Origin of the sequence: Extensimonas vulgaris, assembly GCF_003337425.1 — a bacterium.
GTDB classification, from domain to species: Bacteria; Pseudomonadota; Gammaproteobacteria; order Burkholderiales; family Burkholderiaceae_C; genus Extensimonas; species Extensimonas vulgaris.
In genome coordinates, this window is sequence record NZ_QPJU01000012.1 from 1 (window position 1) to 15,921 (window position 15,921).

General features: G+C 67.3%; 13 protein-coding genes and 2 tRNA genes. 7 read left to right on the forward strand and 8 right to left on the reverse strand.

Features of this window, described 5'->3' with window-relative positions; all coding sequences use genetic code 11:
• Positions 1–290: 290 nt before the first annotated feature.
• From DFR45_RS12885 to DFR45_RS12915, 7 genes are all read right to left on the reverse strand, one after another.
• A tRNA-Val gene (locus tag DFR45_RS12885) sits at positions 291–365 on the reverse strand.
• A gap of 47 nt (positions 366–412) precedes the next feature.
• A tRNA-Val gene (locus DFR45_RS12890) sits at positions 413–487 on the reverse strand.
• A gap of 117 nt (positions 488–604) precedes the next feature.
• Positions 605–2,782, reverse strand: coding sequence for a TonB-dependent receptor (locus tag DFR45_RS12895; protein WP_114484159.1), 2,178 nt, complete (start codon positions 2,780–2,782; stop codon positions 605–607).
• Between the two features lie 155 nt (positions 2,783–2,937).
• Positions 2,938–3,423, reverse strand: a complete 486-nt coding sequence (locus DFR45_RS12900; RefSeq protein WP_144686969.1) for a hypothetical protein — start codon at positions 3,421–3,423, stop codon at positions 2,938–2,940.
• A 143-nt stretch (positions 3,424–3,566) separates the two neighbouring features.
• Positions 3,567–4,364, reverse strand: a complete 798-nt coding sequence (locus DFR45_RS12905) for an enoyl-CoA hydratase-related protein (protein WP_241659461.1) — start codon at positions 4,362–4,364, stop codon at positions 3,567–3,569.
• Positions 4,365–4,444: 80 nt separating this feature from the next.
• Positions 4,445–4,981: a peptide-methionine (S)-S-oxide reductase MsrA gene (gene msrA, locus DFR45_RS12910; RefSeq protein ID WP_114484161.1), complete on the reverse strand. Its 537-nt coding sequence runs from the start codon at positions 4,979–4,981 to the stop codon at positions 4,445–4,447.
• Positions 4,978–6,159: a substrate-binding domain-containing protein gene (locus DFR45_RS12915; RefSeq protein WP_114484162.1), complete on the reverse strand. Its 1,182-nt coding sequence runs from the start codon at positions 6,157–6,159 to the stop codon at positions 4,978–4,980. Before DFR45_RS12915 ends, msrA begins: the two co-directional genes overlap by 4 nt.
• A gap of 156 nt (positions 6,160–6,315) precedes the next feature.
• Between DFR45_RS12915 and DFR45_RS12920 the strand changes: the two genes are divergently transcribed.
• The 7 genes from DFR45_RS12920 (at position 6,316) to DFR45_RS12950 (ending at position 14,981) form a co-directional block, all read left to right on the forward strand.
• On the forward strand, positions 6,316–7,989 hold the full coding sequence (locus DFR45_RS12920; protein WP_114484163.1) for an OFA family MFS transporter: 1,674 nt from the start codon (positions 6,316–6,318) through the stop codon (positions 7,987–7,989).
• A gap of 21 nt (positions 7,990–8,010) precedes the next feature.
• Entirely contained in the window at positions 8,011–8,520 is a 510-nt protein-coding gene (locus DFR45_RS12925) for a formate dehydrogenase subunit gamma (protein ID WP_174564699.1), read from the forward strand.
• Positions 8,520–10,085 carry a formate dehydrogenase beta subunit gene (locus tag DFR45_RS12930; RefSeq protein WP_114484165.1) on the forward strand — a complete coding sequence of 522 codons (1,566 nt, stop codon included), beginning with the start codon at positions 8,520–8,522 and terminating at the stop codon, positions 10,083–10,085. The genes DFR45_RS12925 and DFR45_RS12930 overlap by 1 nt, the downstream gene beginning before the upstream one ends.
• A gap of 25 nt (positions 10,086–10,110) precedes the next feature.
• Positions 10,111–13,008, forward strand: coding sequence for a formate dehydrogenase subunit alpha (fdhF, locus tag DFR45_RS12935; protein ID WP_114484166.1), 2,898 nt, complete (start codon positions 10,111–10,113; stop codon positions 13,006–13,008).
• Positions 13,005–13,871, forward strand: a complete 867-nt coding sequence (gene fdhD, locus DFR45_RS12940; protein WP_114484167.1) for a formate dehydrogenase accessory sulfurtransferase FdhD — start codon at positions 13,005–13,007, stop codon at positions 13,869–13,871. The genes fdhF and fdhD overlap by 4 nt, the downstream gene beginning before the upstream one ends.
• An 8-nt stretch (positions 13,872–13,879) precedes the next feature.
• Positions 13,880–14,125 (forward strand): formate dehydrogenase subunit delta, encoded by a 246-nt coding sequence (locus tag DFR45_RS12945; protein WP_114484168.1) that lies wholly within the window; start codon positions 13,880–13,882, stop codon positions 14,123–14,125.
• A 145-nt stretch (positions 14,126–14,270) separates the two neighbouring features.
• On the forward strand, positions 14,271–14,981 hold the full coding sequence (locus tag DFR45_RS12950) for a protein-L-isoaspartate O-methyltransferase family protein (RefSeq protein ID WP_114484169.1): 711 nt from the start codon (positions 14,271–14,273) through the stop codon (positions 14,979–14,981).
• 36 nt (positions 14,982–15,017) lie between these two features.
• Here the strand turns inward: DFR45_RS12950 and DFR45_RS12955 are convergent, their stop codons facing one another.
• The gene (locus DFR45_RS12955; protein WP_114484170.1) at positions 15,018–15,863 is read right to left on the reverse strand and encodes a fumarylacetoacetate hydrolase family protein; all 846 of its coding nucleotides are present in this window, start codon (positions 15,861–15,863) and stop codon (positions 15,018–15,020) included.
• Between the last annotated feature and the right edge of the window lie 58 nt (positions 15,864–15,921).

Sequence of the window (15,921 nt, forward strand, 5' to 3'; positions counted from 1 at the left end):
GTTGACGATGGGCTCGTCGCTGTGCGCAAGCCAGTCGAGCACGAAATTGCTGCCGATGAAGCCGGCGCCGCCGGTGACGAGGAGGGTCATGGGGTAGATGGGGCTTAGCGTAACGCCGGGCCGATGCACCCGCGGCGCTTGCCACCAAGCCGATAGCAAGGAATCGCGAAGATTCTACCGGCACCCCAGGCACGCGCGCCCAGTCATCGAGAACGCAGAAGTAGCCCGAATGGATAGGCAAAGCGGCCTTCGAGCAAGATCAACGGCGGGACTCGAGGCGCAATGTATGTTGGTGGGTGATACATGGATCGAACATGTGACCCCTGCCGTGTGAAGGCAGTGCTCTACCGCTGAGCTAATCACCCAAGGCGCGAACTGCATGCCGCGCGTGAAAAACGCGGCGCACGGAAATTGGTGGGTGATACATGGATCGAACATGTGACCCCTGCCGTGTGAAGGCAGTGCTCTACCGCTGAGCTAATCACCCAAGTGCTGCGCTGAGCCCGCGATTATGGCACAGGCCAGCAGCACTTTTTGCCCTTGGAGCCCAGGGGGCCACGCAGGGGCTGAGGGCCGAGCGATCCAGCGCACGACGGCCCCAAACTCAAAACTCCACGCGCAGGCCCAGCGTGATGTCGCGCCCCATGAGCGGCGCGGCGGTCTTGATGAACGAGGTGCTCGCGTAGGCCAGGCGGTTGTTCAAATTATTGGCCTTGAGGTAGATCTGCCAGCGCTGCCCGAACGCCCCGCTCGATGTGCCACCGTAGCTCAGGCCCACATTCAGCATGCCGTAGCCCGGTGTGGGCGTTTCGAACGCGGCGGTGCGATCCTGGCGCGCCAACTGCAGCCATTCGGTGTAGCCCTGCCAAGGGCCCCAGCTGCCGTCCAGGCGCAGCCCCGCGCGCGCAGCGGGCATGCGCGGCACGCGGCTGCCGTCGTCCAGGTGCGCGCGCACCGCGTCGCCGCGCAGCGTGAGCCCCAGGTGCCGCGTGAGGCGCTGGTGCACCTGACCTTCGAAGCCGGTGAAGGTGGCGTCCTGCTGGCTGTATTGCAGCAGCTGCAGACCGCCGAGCTCATCGACGGTGCGGCCGTAGATGTAGTTGGCGATGTGGTTGCGGAACACGCTGAGCTCGAAAGTGGTGTCGCCGGCCGTCTTGCGCAAACTCAGGTCGATGTTTTGCGCCGTCTCGGCGCGCAGATCGGCGTTGCCGCGCTCGTAGGTGCGCGTGGCCAGGTGCAGGCCCTGGGCGTAGAGCTCTTCGGCCGTGGGCAAGCGCACGGCGCGCGTGAACGAGGCGCCCAGGGCGTAGCCGGGCGTGAACTTCCACACCGCGCCGAGCGAGGCCGAAGTGCCGTGGTGATCGCGTTCGATCCCGCTGCTTTGCGCCTCGACGCTCTGGCGGTCGTGGCGCAGCGCGGCTTCGAAGCGCCAGTCCTGCCACCGGTACTCCTCGAGCGCGAACAGGCCCACTTTGTGCGTGGCCGTGGGCTGTATGAAGGATTCCTCGCCGTCGGCGCGGAATTTGCGCTGCCCGAGCTGCAGCCCCACGAGGCCGCGCCAGCCCGCGATCGGCAGGTGCTCGAGCTCGATGCGGCTGTCGTAGGCTTGGTTGCTGAAGGTGGTGCCGACCGCGCCGTCCTCGATCTCGTTGTGCCGGTAATGCGTGAGGCCGCTGCGCAGGCGCACGGCGGCGATGCCGGCGAACGGGTTGCGCAGCTCGCCGCGCAAGTCCCAGCGTTCGCTGAGCAGATCGACCATGGGTGCGGTGGCATCGGTGGAAGCTTCTGCGGGCGCTGCGTCGGCGGGGCAGACCAGCCGGTTGCCCTCGGCGCCGCAGCCCGCGTGCGCGGCGTCATCACCCGGCAAGCCATATTTGGCCGTCTGGCGCGTGTAGGCTGCGCCGAGGTAGCCGTCGGTGTCGATCCACGACAGGCCCACGCTGCCCGTGTCGCCGCGCTGGTAGCTGCCGGGCACGCGCGAGCCTTGCGGCCAGCCGCTGCCGGCGCGGTAGTCCTGCGCGTCGTTGGCCGCGCCTTCGACGTGCAGCGCGAGGTGCCCCGTGCCGCCGGTGAGCGCGAACACGCCGGCTTTTTCGCGTGCGTTGCTGCTCGCGCGCAGCTCGGCGCTGCCGGTGTAGCCCTTCTCAGGGATGGCGGTGGGCACCTTGTCGTCGAGCACATTGACCACGCCGCCCACGGCACCGCCGCCATAGAGCAGCGCCGAAGGGCCGCGCAGCACCTCGATCTGGCGCGCGAGCAAGGGGGAGGACGCGACCGCGTGATCGGGGCTCACGGTGGAGGCGTCCTGCAGTTCGGCGCCGTCGCTCAGGATCTTCACGCGCGGGCCGTCCATGCCGCGGATGATGGGGCGGCTCGCGCCCGCGCCGAAGTGGCTCGCGCTGATGCCCGGCATGCCGTCCAGCGTGTCGCCCAGCGTCGCGGCGCGCCGCTGCACGAGCTCGTCACCTTCGAGCACGGTCACAGGCGTGGCCAGCTCGCTGCTGCCCAGCTGCAGGCCGCTGGCGGATACCGTGACGGTGGCGAGCGTGGGCGTCTCCGAGACGGAAACGGGAACGGGAACGGGGACAGGGGTGGAGACGGTGGCAGGCGTGGCCGTGGAGGCGCTCGCCGCAGGAGTCGCAGGCGCTGGAGCGGAGGCTGGCGCAGCGGCGGACGGAACGCTTTGGGCATGGGCCAGACCAAGGCTCGTCAGCAGCAGCCCCACGGCCAGCGCCACGGGCCGCCGCGCCAAAACAGCAGAGGATTTTTGAGAGGACTTCATGAAAGCAAACTTTGGGTACGAGGAACGCCAGGGCGGCACGCGCCGCCCTGCCCATGCGGGCCATGGCCGGCGCATGGCAGCGTTGCCAAAATAAGAATGAAAATAGGCTATAGCGCTTATCTGGTAAGCGCTAGCAGCTATGAAAGAAGGAGTTTTCAGCGCGTCGGCGGAGCGCGTGCGCGAAACGCTGCGACGTGCCGCACCACGCGCCCGACGAGGGGCCGTGCAGCAGGAGCGCCGGGCGGCAGCGCCGTTGGCAGGACGAGCGCGGCGGCGTGCAGCGCCTGCCCGAGCGCGAGCTGGTCGAGCAGCTCGCAGTCGGCCGCCGTGTGCTGCGGCAGCAGGCGCCGCAGACCTTGGGAAAAGTCTTTTTCGGAGGCGGCGGCTGCGCCGGGCGAGAGCGCACCCTGAGCCTCGGCTCCGGCCTCTACCCCAATTGCCCCAACTGCCCCTGCGGCAGTGCCGCGCACATCGAGCCCGTGTGCGCGCAGCACCGCCATAGCGCGCCCCTGCCCGGCGTGCGGCGCGAAGTGCAGCACCTTGTGCAGCTGCCCCACGGTGGGCACCAGCACCAGGGCCAGCAGCAGCCATGCAAGCGCAGCGCGGCGCACACTCTCCCAGCCACGCCGGAGCGCGTTCATTGCACAGGGGTTGCGCAGTTTGTGCACGGCTTGGCCCACGCTACGTCTGGACTCACGCAAACAAGGATGCAGCAAAGTGTTTTGCCATGGTGCGCGCGCCTTGCCTGAACCCCGATTGGCGTAAGTCGTGTTCGTATTTCGCGTCAGTGAAAGCGCGGCGCACGCTTTTCGAGAAAGGCTTGCAGCCCTTCGCGCGCGTCCTGGCTGTGCGTGCACTCTTGCAGCAAGGCTTGCTCGAGCGCCAGCTGTGCCTGCAGACCGCGCTGCATCGCGCCTTCGCACAGGTGCTTGATCTTGGCCAGTGATCCCCGGGGTGCAGCCGCAAGGCGCGCGCACAGGGCTTCGGCACGCTGCGCCAGCTCGCTGTCGGGCACGACCTCGTCGACCAGCCCCATTTCAAGGCATTGGCGTGCGTCTATCGGATCGCTGAGCATGAACAGCTGGCGCGCACGCATCGCACCCACGCGGCGCGTGACGAAATACGACGCCCCCATGTCCGGCGACAGGCCCAGCGCCACGTAGCCCGTGCGCAATTTCATGGACGCGGCCGCCAGCGCAAAATCGCCGCACAGCGCCCAGCCCACTCCACCACCGCCGACCGGGCCGTTGATCGCCGTGACCACGGGCACGGGCAGCTGCGACAAACGCAGGAGCGCCGGGTGCGCGATGTCCACGAGTGCGCGCAGGTAGGATTCCAGGGTCTCGGCATGCGCGCGCATCTCGGCGATGTTGCCGCCGGCGCTGAACAGCCCGCCGCTGCCGCTGAGCAAGACCACGCGCGGGCGCGCCTCCGCCACCTCATCCACCGCACGCGCCAGTGCCGCCGTGGCCGCCAGCGCAAGCGTGTGCGGGCCATCGCTGCGGTCGAACACGATGCGCCCTATGCCGTGTGCGACGCTCCAGCGTATGGTGTCCACGGTTTGCTCCATCACTTCATGCATGTTTGTCTCCTCTTTTTGGATGGGAAAACGGCGCCACGCTGGCGCCTGAACGCCTGGCCAGCCTGTCGTCGGCACGGTCCTCACGGTTTCAGATACTGCGCAAAGGTCTGGCGGAATTTTTCCAGCTTGGGCGCGATGACGAAGGCGCAATAGCCTTGCTGCGGATGGCGCGCGAAATAGTCGCGATGGTAATCCTCGGCGGGCCAGAACTGCTCCAAGGGCTGAACCTCGGTGACGATGGGGGCGTCGAACACCTGCTGCGCCTCGAGCTCATGGATCAAGGCGCGCGCGGCCTCGCCGTGCTCGGGGCGCTCGTAATAAATCCCGCTGCGGTACTGCGGCCCCACATCGTTGCCCTGGCGGTTGGGCGTGGTGGGGTCGTGCGTGGCGAAAAAGATTTGCAAAATTTCACGCACGCCGATCTGCGCTGGGTCGAACGTGACGCGCACGGCCTCGGCATGCCCAGTCGTGCCCGTGCAGACCTGCTCGTAGCTCGGCTGCGGCACGTAGCCGTTGCAGTAACCGCTTTGCACGTCGAGGACGCCGCGCACGCGCTGAAAAATCGCCTCGGTGCACCAAAAACAACCGCCAGCGAGCACCAGTGTCTCCGTGTTCATTCAGGTTTCCTCCATGGGTGGGCATTGGGCTGAACGTTGCCAGCGACGGCTGCAGGGCTTTGCCCCGCCCCGGCCGGGCGCCGTGCAGACGCGCGGCGGCGCACTTCACCGAGCGCCGGATAGGCCTGCGCGAGCGGCATGACGACCCCTGCGCAGGCGGGGTCGTAGCCCGGCAATTGCGACAGCACGGACTGAAAGGATGGATCGCGCAATACGGCCAGCACTTTTTGTGCCGCCGGCGTCGGCAACACGTCGTCGCGGCACAGCAGAAAGTAGCGCTCCGTGGCGATGGGCACGAAGTCGAGCTTGAAGTGCCGCGCCGGCGGCTCCAGACCGAAGCCCACGTCGGCCATGCCGCTGGCCACGTAGGCCGCAACCGCCGAATGGGTGTATTCGCCCTGCTCGAAACCGGCGATGCGCGTGGCGTCTATGCCCTGCTGCGCCAGCAGGCCCTCGAGCAGCAGCCGCGAGCCCGAGCCCGCCTGCCGGTTGATGAAGCGCACCTGCGGGCGCGTGAGGTCGGCCAGCGAAAACACCTCCTTGGGGTTGCCGCGCTGCACCATCAAGCCCTGGCGCCGCTGCGCGATGTCCACCAGGGTCAGCGCCATGCCCTGCAACCAGGGACGGTAGTGCTGCAGCGCCATGTCCTGCAGCGGCCCGAGCGGGAGGTGCATGCCGACCATGTCGCACTCGCCCTCGCGCAGGGCGGCCGCGGCAGCACTGCAGCTGGCGTAGCTGATGTGCAACTGGAGCCCCTCATGCCCCAGGCGTTCGATCAGGCGTTCGATGGCAAAGCCGTGGCTCGCGTGCAGACGCAAGGCGGCCGGTGCCTCGCGCAAGGCGTTGCGCAGCTCCTCGGAGAGCTCGGACGCCATCGTTTCCAAAATGGGCTGCAGACGCGCACGGATGCGCTTGTCGGCCCACACGATGCGCGTCCCCAGTTCGGTGAGCGTCGAGCCGCGCCCGCGCTCCATCACGAGCAGTGCGGCCCCGAAGTGCTCTTCCCCTTCGCGCACCAAATCCCAGGCACGGCGGTAGGACAGCCCCAGCGCACGCGCCGCGAGCAGCAGGCTTCCGGATTCGGACACCTGTACGAGCAGCTCGATGATCCGCGCTGGCAAGGGACGACCACCAGGCTCATGAATGCCCCAGACCGGGCGGATCGAAATTTCTTTCATAGGGTTATCACTTAAGAACTCAGCTGCCAATGCTTTTGCGGTTTGTCTTCATATTGAAGCCTTGAAAAAGTCCGGCGATGATCTGCGGGCTCGCAAAACATGGCTGCGATGGCACCATTTTCCATGCAAAGACAAATTCATACCAAAGGAGACCCGATGTCCAGCACACTCAGTCCACAGACACTTGCCCCGCATCCCTCCAAGGGCGGCATTCTGTCCAAAGAGCGCATCGTCGCCGCGCCTGGCTTCAACCGCTGGCTGGTGCCACCCGCAGCGTTGGCCATTCACCTGTGCATTGGCATGGCCTATGGCTTTTCGGTGTTCTGGCTGCCCTTGTCCAAGGCGCTGGGCATCAAGGAATCCATCAAGTGCGGCCCCGACGTGGGCTTTTTCCAGCAACTTTTCACCACCAGCTGCGATTGGCCGATTTCAACGCTGGGTTGGATGTATACGCTGTTTTTCGTCTTTCTCGGTCTCTCGGCCGCCATCTGGGGCGGCTGGCTCGAGCGCGTGGGGCCGCGCAAAGTGGGCGTGATCGCGGCGCTTTGCTGGGGCGGCGGCATGCTGTTCTCGGCCCTGGGCGTGTACCTGCACCAATTCTGGATGATGATTCTCGGCTCGGGCATCATCGGCGGCATCGGCCTGGGCCTGGGCTACATCTCACCGGTGAGCACATTGATCAAGTGGTTTCCCGACAAACGGGGCATGGCCACCGGTATGGCCATCATGGGTTTTGGCGGCGGTGCCATGATCGGTTCGCCCCTGGCGGCAGAGCTGATGAAGCATTTCGCCACGCCGACCAGCGTAGGCGTGTGGGAGACCTTCGTCGTCATGGGCGTGATCTACACCATCGCCATGCTGATCGGGGCTTTCGGCTACCGGATTCCGGCGCAGGGCTGGAAACCCGAGGGCTGGACGCCACCCGCGCAAGGGCAGACGAATGCCATGATTACGCACGGCCATGTGCACGTGAAAAAAGTCTGGGGCATTCCGCAGTTCTGGCTGGTGTGGATGGTGCTGTGCATGAATGTGTCGGCGGGTATCGGCGTGATCGGCATGGCCAGCCCGATGCTGCAGGAGGTGTTCGGCGGCAGCCTGATCGGCGTTCCCGCCAAATTCAGCGAACTGGACAAGACCCAACTGACGGCCATCGCCGGCGTGGCCGCAGGCTTTGCCGCGCTGCTGAGCCTGTTCAACATCGTGGGCCGTTTCTTCTGGGCCAGTCTGTCAGACAAGCTCGGACGCAAGATGACCTACTCGATTTTCTTCATCCTCGGTGGCCTGCTGTATTTCAGCGTCCCGATCAGCGCAGCCGCGGGGAACAAACTGATGTTCGTGGCTGCCTTTTGCATCATCCTGAGCATGTACGGCGGGGGCTTCGCCACCGTGCCGGCTTACCTGGCGGACCTTTTTGGCACGCAGATGGTCGGGGCGATCCACGGTCGTTTGCTGACCGCATGGTCCACCGCAGGGATTCTCGGGCCCGTGGTGGTGAACTACATGCGCGACTATCAGCTCGGCCTGGGAATCCCCCGTGAACAGGTTTACAACCAGACCATGTACATCCTGGTCGGCATGCTGGTGATCGGGCTGCTTTGCAACCTGATGATCCGCCCGGTGGCAGACAAGCACTTCATGACCGAGGCCGAACTCGCCGAAGAAAAACGTCTGGCGCACGAGCGCGCCGAAGCCAGCGAAGTCGGCACGAGCCTTGCGTCCTACCACCCCAGCAACCCCGCCTTGGTGTGGGCAGCCTGGATCGCCGTTGGCATCCCGCTCGCCTGGGGCGTGTACCGCACGCTCTTGAGCGCGAGCCAGTTCTTTCATTGAGCACCGTTTCCAGCATCCACCATGGGCCCGTCTGCGATGAAACCCCTTCCCCTTAAAGCTCCCGATTTGAGCAAAGTCGCCGAGGCGATCGCCGCGCACCGCGACCAGCCCGGCGCGCTGCTGCCGCTGCTGCATGCGGTGCAGGATGCGCTCGGCTATGTGCCGAGCGAGGCAGTGCCCATGATTGCGCGCGCGCTCGATCTCTCGCGGGCCGAGGTGCATGGCGTGATCAGCTACTACCACTTCTTTCGCAGCGAACCGCCGGGGCGGCAGGTGGTGCAGATCTGCCGCGCCGAAGCCTGCCAGGCCTGCGGCGCCGAAGAGCTACTCGCCCATGCCGAGCGCGTGCTCGGCTGCGCACGCCACGGCACGCGCGCGGACGGCGCGGTGACGCTGGAGCCAGTCTATTGCCTGGGCCTGTGCGCATCCTCGCCGGCGGTGCAGATCGGCGCAAAACTGCACGCGCGCGTGACGCCCGAGCGACTCGAACAGCTGCTCGCCGAATCCTTGACCGATGCGGAGGCAGTGTGATGGCTACGAACCCTGTCACCGTCTATGTGCCGCGCGACAGCGCCGCCCTCGCGCTGGGCGCCGACGCGGTGGCCGCCGCGCTGCAAGCGGGCGCCGCGGCGCGCCAGCTGCCCCTGCAACTGGTGCGCAACGGCTCGCGCGGCATGTTTTGGCTCGAGCCGCTCGTCGAAGTCGCCACGCCCGCCGGGCGCATCGCCTACGGGCCGGTGGCGCCGCAGGACGTGCCCGGCCTGCTCGACGCGGGGCTGCTGCAAGGCGCCGCGCACGCGCTGTGCCTGGGCCCGACCGAGCAGATTCCTTACCTCGCGCGGCAAGAGCGCCTCACTTTCGCGCGCATGGGCGTGACCGATCCGCTGTCGCTGGCCGATTACGAGGCCCACGGCGGCTGGCAGGGACTGGATCGGGCGCTGGCGCTGGGCGCCGCCGCCGTCGTGCAAGAGGTGCAGGGCAGCGGCCTGCGCGGGCGCGGCGGCGCGGCCTTTCCGACCGGCGTCAAGTGGCAAACCGTCGCGCAGGCGCAGGCGGCGCAAAAGTACGTGGTCTGCAACGCCGACGAAGGCGATTCGGGCACTTTTTCCGACCGCATGGTGCTCGAGGGCGATCCGTACATGCTCATCGAGGGCATGGCCATCGCCGCGCTGGCCGTGGGCGCGACGCGCGGCTACGTGTATGTGCGCGCCGAATATCCGCACGCCGTGGCGATGCTGCGCGAAGCCATAGCTCGCGCCACTGCAGCGGGCGTGATCGGTGCGCGCGTGCGCGGCAGCGCGCACGCCTTCCACCTCGAAGTGCGCAAGGCCGCCGGTGCCTATGTCTGCGGCGAGGAAACCGCGATGCTCGAGAGCATCGAGGGCAAGCGCGGCATCGTGCGCGCCAAACCGCCGCTGCCGGCGCTGCAAGGGCTGTTCGGGCAGCCCACCGTGATCAACAACGTGATCAGCTTCGCCAGCGTGCCCCTCATCCTGGCGCGCGGCAGCGCTTTTTACCGCGATTACGGCATGGGGCGCTCGCGCGGCACCCTGCCCTTTCAGCTTGCGGGCAACGTGCTGCGCGGTGGCCTGGTCGAGAAAGCCTTTGGCCTGAGCCTGCGCGAGCTGGTGTTCGACTTCGGCGGCGGCACGCGCAGCGGCAGGCCGGTCAAGGCGATCCAGGTCGGCGGCCCGCTCGGCGCCTATGTGCCGCCCTCGAAATGGGACGAGCCGCTGGACTACGAAGCCTACGCCGCCTTCAGCGCGGTACTGGGCCACGGCGGCGTCGTGGTGCATGACGACAGCGCCGACATGGCGCGGCTCGCGCGCTATGCCATGGAATTCTGCGCCCTCGAGAGCTGCGGCAAGTGCACGCCCTGCCGCATCGGCAGCACGCGCGGCGTCGAGGTCATAGACCGGGTGCTGCGCGGTGAACACCGACTGCAGCAAGTCCAGCTGCTGCGCGATCTGTGCGACACCATGCTCCACTCGAGTTTGTGCGCCATGGGCGGCATGACGCCCTACCCCGTGCTCTCGGCGCTAGAGCACTACCCCCAGGACTTCGGCCTCACCGCAACCCAAGACCTCGCCGCCTGAGTCCGACCACCGAAGGAGACCGACGATGCTGCCCCACCTCCCCCCCGAGATCGACTACGGCACTCCCGCGCGCAGCGCCGAGGAGACCGTCGCCCTGACCATAGACGGCTACCACGTCGCCGTGCCCAAGGGCACCTCGCTGCTGCGCGCTGCCGTGCACGCGGGCATCCACGTGCCCAAACTTTGCGCCACCGACAGCCTGGAGCCATTCGGCTCGTGCCGGCTGTGTCTGGTGGAAGTCGAGGGCCGCCGGGGTTTCCCAGCCTCGTGCACCACGCCGGTCGAGCCCGGCATGGTGGTGCACACGCAGACGCTGCGGCTGCAACAGCTGCGCCAGGGCGTGATGGAGCTCTACATCAGCGACCACCCGCTGGACTGCCTGACCTGCAGCGCCAATGGCGACTGCGAGCTGCAGGACATGGCCGGCGTGACGGGGCTGCGCAACGTGCGCTACGGCGTCGCGGGCGAGAGCGTGGACGGCGTCGCCGGGGCGCACCACACCTGCGCGCAAAAGGACGAGTCCAACCCTTACTTCACGTACGACCCAGCCAAGTGCATCGTCTGCAACCGCTGCGTGCGCGCCTGCGAGGAGGTGCAGGGCACGTTCGCGCTGACGATTGCGGGCCGCGGATTTGCGTCGCGCGTGTCTGCGGGCCAGCAGCAGCCCTTCATGGACAGCGAATGCGTGAGCTGCGGCGCCTGCGTGCAGGCCTGCCCGACCGCGACCTTGCAGGAAAAGACCGTGATCGAACTCGGCCAGCCCGAGCACAGCGTGATCACCACCTGCGCCTATTGCGGCGTGGGCTGCGGCTTCAAGGCCCAGATGAAAGGCAACACCGTGGTGCGCATGGTGCCGTGGAAGGACGGCAAGGCCAACGAGGGCCATTCCTGCGTCAAGGGGCGCTTTGCCTGGAGCTACGCCACGCACCCGGACCGCATCAAGACGCCCATGGTGCGCGAAAAAATTACCGACCCTTGGCGCGAAGTGAGCTGGGACGATGCGATCGACTTCGCCGCTACGCGCCTCAAGGCGATCCAGGCACGCTACGGCAAGGACGCGGTGGGCGGCATCACCTCGAGCCGCTGCACGAATGAAGAGGTGTACCTGACGCAAAAACTGGTGCGCGCCGCGCTGGGCACCAACAACGTGGACACCTGCGCGCGCGTGTGCCATTCGCCCACGGGCTACGGCATGGGCCAGACCTTCGGTACCTCGGCGGGAACACAGACCTTCAAGTCGGTCGAGCACGCCGACGTCATCATGGTCATAGGCGCCAACCCGAGCGACGCGCACCCGGTGTTCGCCTCGCGCATGAAAAAACGCCTGCGCCAGGGAGCGAAACTGATCGTGATCGACCCGCGGCGCATAGACCTCGTGCGCTCGCCGCATATCCATGCGCAGCACCACCTAGCGCTCAAGCCGGGCACCAACGTGGCCATCATCGACGCCCTGGCGCACGTGGTGGTGACCGAAGGGCTGGTCAACGAAGCCTTCGTGCAGGAGCGCTGCGACCTGCAGAGCTTCGAGGCCTGGCGGGCCTTCGTCAGCCGTCCCGAAAACTCGCCCGAAGCCTTCGAGTCCGTCACCGGCGTGCCCGCGGCCGAAGTGCGCGCCGCCGCGCGCCTGTACGCGAGCGGCCCGAACTCGGCCATCTACTACGGCCTGGGCGTGACCGAACACGCGCAAGGCTCGACCATGGTGATGGGCATCTGCAACCTCGCCATGGCCTGCGGCATGGTAGGGCGCGAGGGCGTGGGCGTGAACCCCTTGCGCGGGCAAAACAACGTGCAGGGCAGTTGCGACATGGGCAGCTTTCCGCACGAGCTGCCCGGCTATCGCCACATCAGCGACAGCACGGTGCGCAGCACTTTCGAGGCCGCCTGGGGCGTGGAGATCAGCCCCGAGCCGGGCCTTCGCATCCCCAACATGTTCGAGGCCGCGCTGGACGGCAGCTTCAAGGGTCTGTATTGCGTGGGCGAGGACATCGTGCAGTCCGACCCGAACACGCAGCACGTGGCCGCGGCGCTGAGCGCGATGGAGTGCGTGATCGTGCAGGACATCTTCCTCAACGAAACGGCCAAGTTCGCCCACGTGCTGCTGCCCGGCGCGAGCTTTCTGGAAAAGGACGGCACCTTCACGAACGCCGAGCGGCGCATCAGCCGCGTGCGCCAGGTGATGCCGCCGCTGGCCGGCCTGGGCGACTGGGAGGCGACCATGAAGCTGTCCAACGCGCTCGGCTACCCCATGCACTACAACCACCCCGAAGAGATCATGCGCGAGATCGCGCTGCTCACGCCCAGCTTCGCCGGCGTGAGCTACGAAAAAATCGAACGCCTGGGCAGCGTGCAGTGGCCTTGCAACGAACACACCGACGAGGCCGGCACGGCCATCATGCACGTCGATGGCTTCGTGCGCGGCAAGGGGCGGTTTTTCAACACGCCCTACGTGCCGAGCGAAGAAAAGGTCACCGCGCGCTACCCGCTGCTGCTGACCACGGGACGCATCCTGAGCCAGTACAACGTCGGCGCGCAGACGCGGCGCACGCCCAACGTGCACTGGCACGACGAAGACCGCCTCGAAATCCACCCGCACGACGCCCAGGAGCGCGGCATCCAGGACGGCGACTGGGTGGGCGTGAGCAGTCGCGCAGGCCAGACCGTGCTGCGTGCGCAGATCAGCGAGCGCATGCAGCCCGGCGTGGTCTACACCACCTTCCACTTTCCGGAATCGGGCGCCAACGTGATCACCACCGAAAATTCCGACTGGGCCACCAATTGCCCCGAATACAAGGTCACGGCCGTGCAGGTGAGCAAAGTGATGCAGCCGTCCGAATGGCAGCGCCGCTGGGCCGACTTCACGCGCCAGCAACTGGCCTTGCTGCCACGCCGGCAAGCGCACACAGCCGAGGTATTCGGCAAATGAAACCCCCGGATGCCGCCTTGCTGCCCGCGGGCATCCGCCGCTGTGATGTGGTCGCGTGGCACGGTGACCGCGCACAGCCACAGCCCGACTGGGTGGCACAGGAGGTGCCGGTAGCGCTGGTTTTCAACGGTATTTCGCACGCCGTCATGCTCGCCAGCCCCGGCGACCTCGAGGACTTCGCGCTCGGCTTTGCCCTGACCGAGGGTCTGCTCGACGGCCCGGCCGAACTCTATGGCTGCGAAGTGCACGAAGTGGCCGAGGGCCTGGAGCTGCAGCTCGAAGTGGCCGCGGCCTGCGCCTGGCGCCTGCAGCAGCGCCGCCGCACACTGGCCGGGCGCACCGGCTGCGGACTCTGCGGCACCGACAGCCTCGCGCAGGTGCACCGCACCCTGCCGCGCGTGCCCGCGGTGCAAGTGCCAGCGTCGGCACTGGCGTGCGCGCAGCGCGCGCTGCGCCACGCCCAGCCGATGCAGCAGCTCACCGGCGCGAGCCACGCCGCGGCCTGGTGCGACCGTGCCGGCACGATCCAATTCGCGCGCGAAGACGTGGGCCGGCACAACGCGCTCGACAAACTCGTCGGCGCGATGGTGCGCGCGCGCGTGGATCCGGCCGAGGGCTTCATCCTCGTCACGAGCCGCGCGAGCTTCGAGATGGTGCAAAAGGCTGCAATGGCGGGCGCCGGCGTGCTCGCCGCGGTGTCCGCACCCACGGCACTGGCGATAGAGACGGCGCAGGCTTGCGGTCTGGCGCTGGCGGGTTTCGTGCGCGACGATGACTGCGTGGCCTACACCTTTGCAGAACGCTTCGGCCTCGCCCCAGTTCCCCAGTCCCCGTTCACTTCCTCCACCCGAACCGCAACCTGAACCGCACCATGGACATCCACCACCTGCTGCGCATGGCCAACCAGATCGGCACTTTTTTCGAGGCCATGCCCGAGCGCGACCAAGCCCTGCAAGAAGTCGCCCAGCACCTGCGCAAATTCTGGGAGCCGCGCATGCGCCGGGAATTGCTTGCCCACCTCGACGCCGGCGGCGCGGGCCTGCGGCCCATCGTCGCAGACGCCCTGCGTGCCCACCGCGCGCTCGTCGAGCCGCCTGCAGCGACAAGCGACAGTTGATCCGTAAGATCGCGGCAGCATGATGCACTGCCGTGGCGTGGGTTCTTGCGCGAAACAAAGGCTCTAAAATCGCAGCCTCTTTGCGCACGCGCTCCGTGCAGCCGCGTGCTGCTGCGATGCCCGCCCTCCTCCTTCGGAGCCCCTGATGAATCTGCCCCTGAATTCCACCGCCGACCCGAGTGACCCCATCGTCCGCGCCCGCTTCAACATGATCGAGCAGCAGATCCGTCCGTGGAACGTGCTCGATGAGCAAGTGTTGGAATTGCTTGAAAAAGTGCGCCGCGAAGACTTCGTGCCGCCCGCGTACCGCGCCATGGCGTTCATGGACACCGAAATCCCGCTGCTCGGCGAGCCCGAACAGGCGCTGCGCCTGGGGCGTTGCATGCTGCCGCCGCGCGTGGAGGCACGCATGCTGCAAGACCTGCGCCCCCAGCCCGATGACCGTGTGCTCGAAATCGGCGCGGGCTCGGGCTACATGGCGGCGCTGCTGGCCAGCTGCACGCAACAGGTGGTGTCGCTCGACATCGTGCCCGAGCTCGCCGAATTCGCGCGCCGCAACCTGCAGCGTGCCGGCATCGGCAACGCCCATGTGCGCGTGGCCGACGGCGCGCATGACGCCTTGCCCGAGGGCCCCTTCGACATCATCGTGCTCAGCGGCTCGGTGGGCGAAATCCCCGCGCGGCTGCTCGACCAGCTGCGCCCCGGCGGGCGCCTGGGCGCCATCGTCGGCGACGAACCCATCATGCGCTTCACGCTGGTGCGCCAGGTCGAAAACCGCTTCGAAGCCAGCCAGCCCTGGGACTGCAACGCGCCGCGCCTGCTCGGCTTCCCCGAGCCCGTGGCGTTCGAATTCTGAACACCTTCATCGGCGCGGACAGCGCCGATGGCGGCGTCAATCGGCGATGCAGATCTGCGTCTGCTCGCCCAGCCCGGCGGCGCCCAGGCGCATCACGTCGCCAGGCTTGAGGAACCAGGGCGTAGGCTTTTGCCCCAGGCCCACGCCCGCGGGCGTGCCCGTGAGCACGATGTCGCCGGGTTCGAGCGACATGAACTGGCTGATGTAGGCCAGCACCGTGGGCACGTCGAAGATGAAGTTGCGCGTGTTGCCGTCCTGCATGCGCTGGCCGTTGACCTCGAGCCACAGGTTGATCGCATGCGGATCGGGCAGCTCGTCGCTGGTCACGAGCCACGGGCCTATGGGGGCGAAGCTGTCGTAGCTCTTGCCCTTGTCCCATTGGCCGCCGCGCTCGCTCTGGTAGGCGCGCTCGGACACGTCGTTGGCCAGCACATAGCCGGCCACATGCTGCAGCGCGGTGTCTTTGCGCACATGGCTCGCGCGCGTGCCTATGACCACGCCGAGTTCCACCTCCCAGTCGGTTTTTTGCGCGCCGGGCGGGATGCGCACCGGGTCGTTCGGGCCGCTCAGCGCGGTGATGGCCTTCATGAACAGCACGGGCTCGGCCGGAATGGGCATGCCGGCCTCCTTGGCGTGGTCGGCGTAGTTCAGCCCCACGCAGACGATCTTGCCCACGCCACCCACGGGGCAGCCCAGGCGCGGTTCGCCCTCCACGGGCGGCAGACGGCCCGCGTCGATCGCCGCGAGCGCAGCAAGCGTGCGCGGGCTGAGCTGCGCCGGCCCGAGGTCTGGCAGCAACATGGACAAGTCACGCACCACGCCCTGCGCATCGACCAGCCCGGGGCGCTCGGCGCCGGGTGTGCCGTAACGGATCAGCTTCATTGCTCAGTCTCCTTGAAATGCAGCGCGCCGTGATCGCTGCCGTCATGGCGCGCAAAAA

What these genes read in the sequence shown, in the direction of transcription:
- DFR45_RS12925 (WP_174564699.1), top strand. Translation starts at nt 8,011, where the DNA reads ATGGGCCCGTCTGCGATGAAACCCCTTCCCCTTAAAGCTCCCGATTTG.
- DFR45_RS12950 (WP_114484169.1), top strand. Translation starts at nt 14,271, where the DNA reads ATGAATCTGCCCCTGAATTCCACCGCCGACCCGAGTGACCCCATCGTC.
- fdhF (WP_114484166.1), top strand. Translation starts at nt 10,111, where the DNA reads ATGCTGCCCCACCTCCCCCCCGAGATCGACTACGGCACTCCCGCGCGC.
- DFR45_RS12945 (WP_114484168.1), top strand. Translation starts at nt 13,880, where the DNA reads ATGGACATCCACCACCTGCTGCGCATGGCCAACCAGATCGGCACTTTT.
- DFR45_RS12905 (WP_241659461.1), bottom strand. Translation starts at nt 4,364, where the DNA reads ATGCATGAAGTGATGGAGCAAACCGTGGACACCATACGCTGGAGCGTC.
- DFR45_RS12915 (WP_114484162.1), bottom strand. Translation starts at nt 6,159, where the DNA reads ATGAAAGAAATTTCGATCCGCCCGGTCTGGGGCATTCATGAGCCTGGT.
- DFR45_RS12955 (WP_114484170.1), bottom strand. Translation starts at nt 15,863, where the DNA reads ATGAAGCTGATCCGTTACGGCACACCCGGCGCCGAGCGCCCCGGGCTG.
- msrA (WP_114484161.1), bottom strand. Translation starts at nt 4,981, where the DNA reads ATGAACACGGAGACACTGGTGCTCGCTGGCGGTTGTTTTTGGTGCACC.
- DFR45_RS12930 (WP_114484165.1), top strand. Translation starts at nt 8,520, where the DNA reads ATGGCTACGAACCCTGTCACCGTCTATGTGCCGCGCGACAGCGCCGCC.
- DFR45_RS12920 (WP_114484163.1), top strand. Translation starts at nt 6,316, where the DNA reads ATGTCCAGCACACTCAGTCCACAGACACTTGCCCCGCATCCCTCCAAG.
- DFR45_RS12895 (WP_114484159.1), bottom strand. Translation starts at nt 2,782, where the DNA reads ATGAAGTCCTCTCAAAAATCCTCTGCTGTTTTGGCGCGGCGGCCCGTG.
- DFR45_RS12900 (WP_144686969.1), bottom strand. Translation starts at nt 3,423, where the DNA reads ATGAACGCGCTCCGGCGTGGCTGGGAGAGTGTGCGCCGCGCTGCGCTT.
- fdhD (WP_114484167.1), top strand. Translation starts at nt 13,005, where the DNA reads ATGAAACCCCCGGATGCCGCCTTGCTGCCCGCGGGCATCCGCCGCTGT.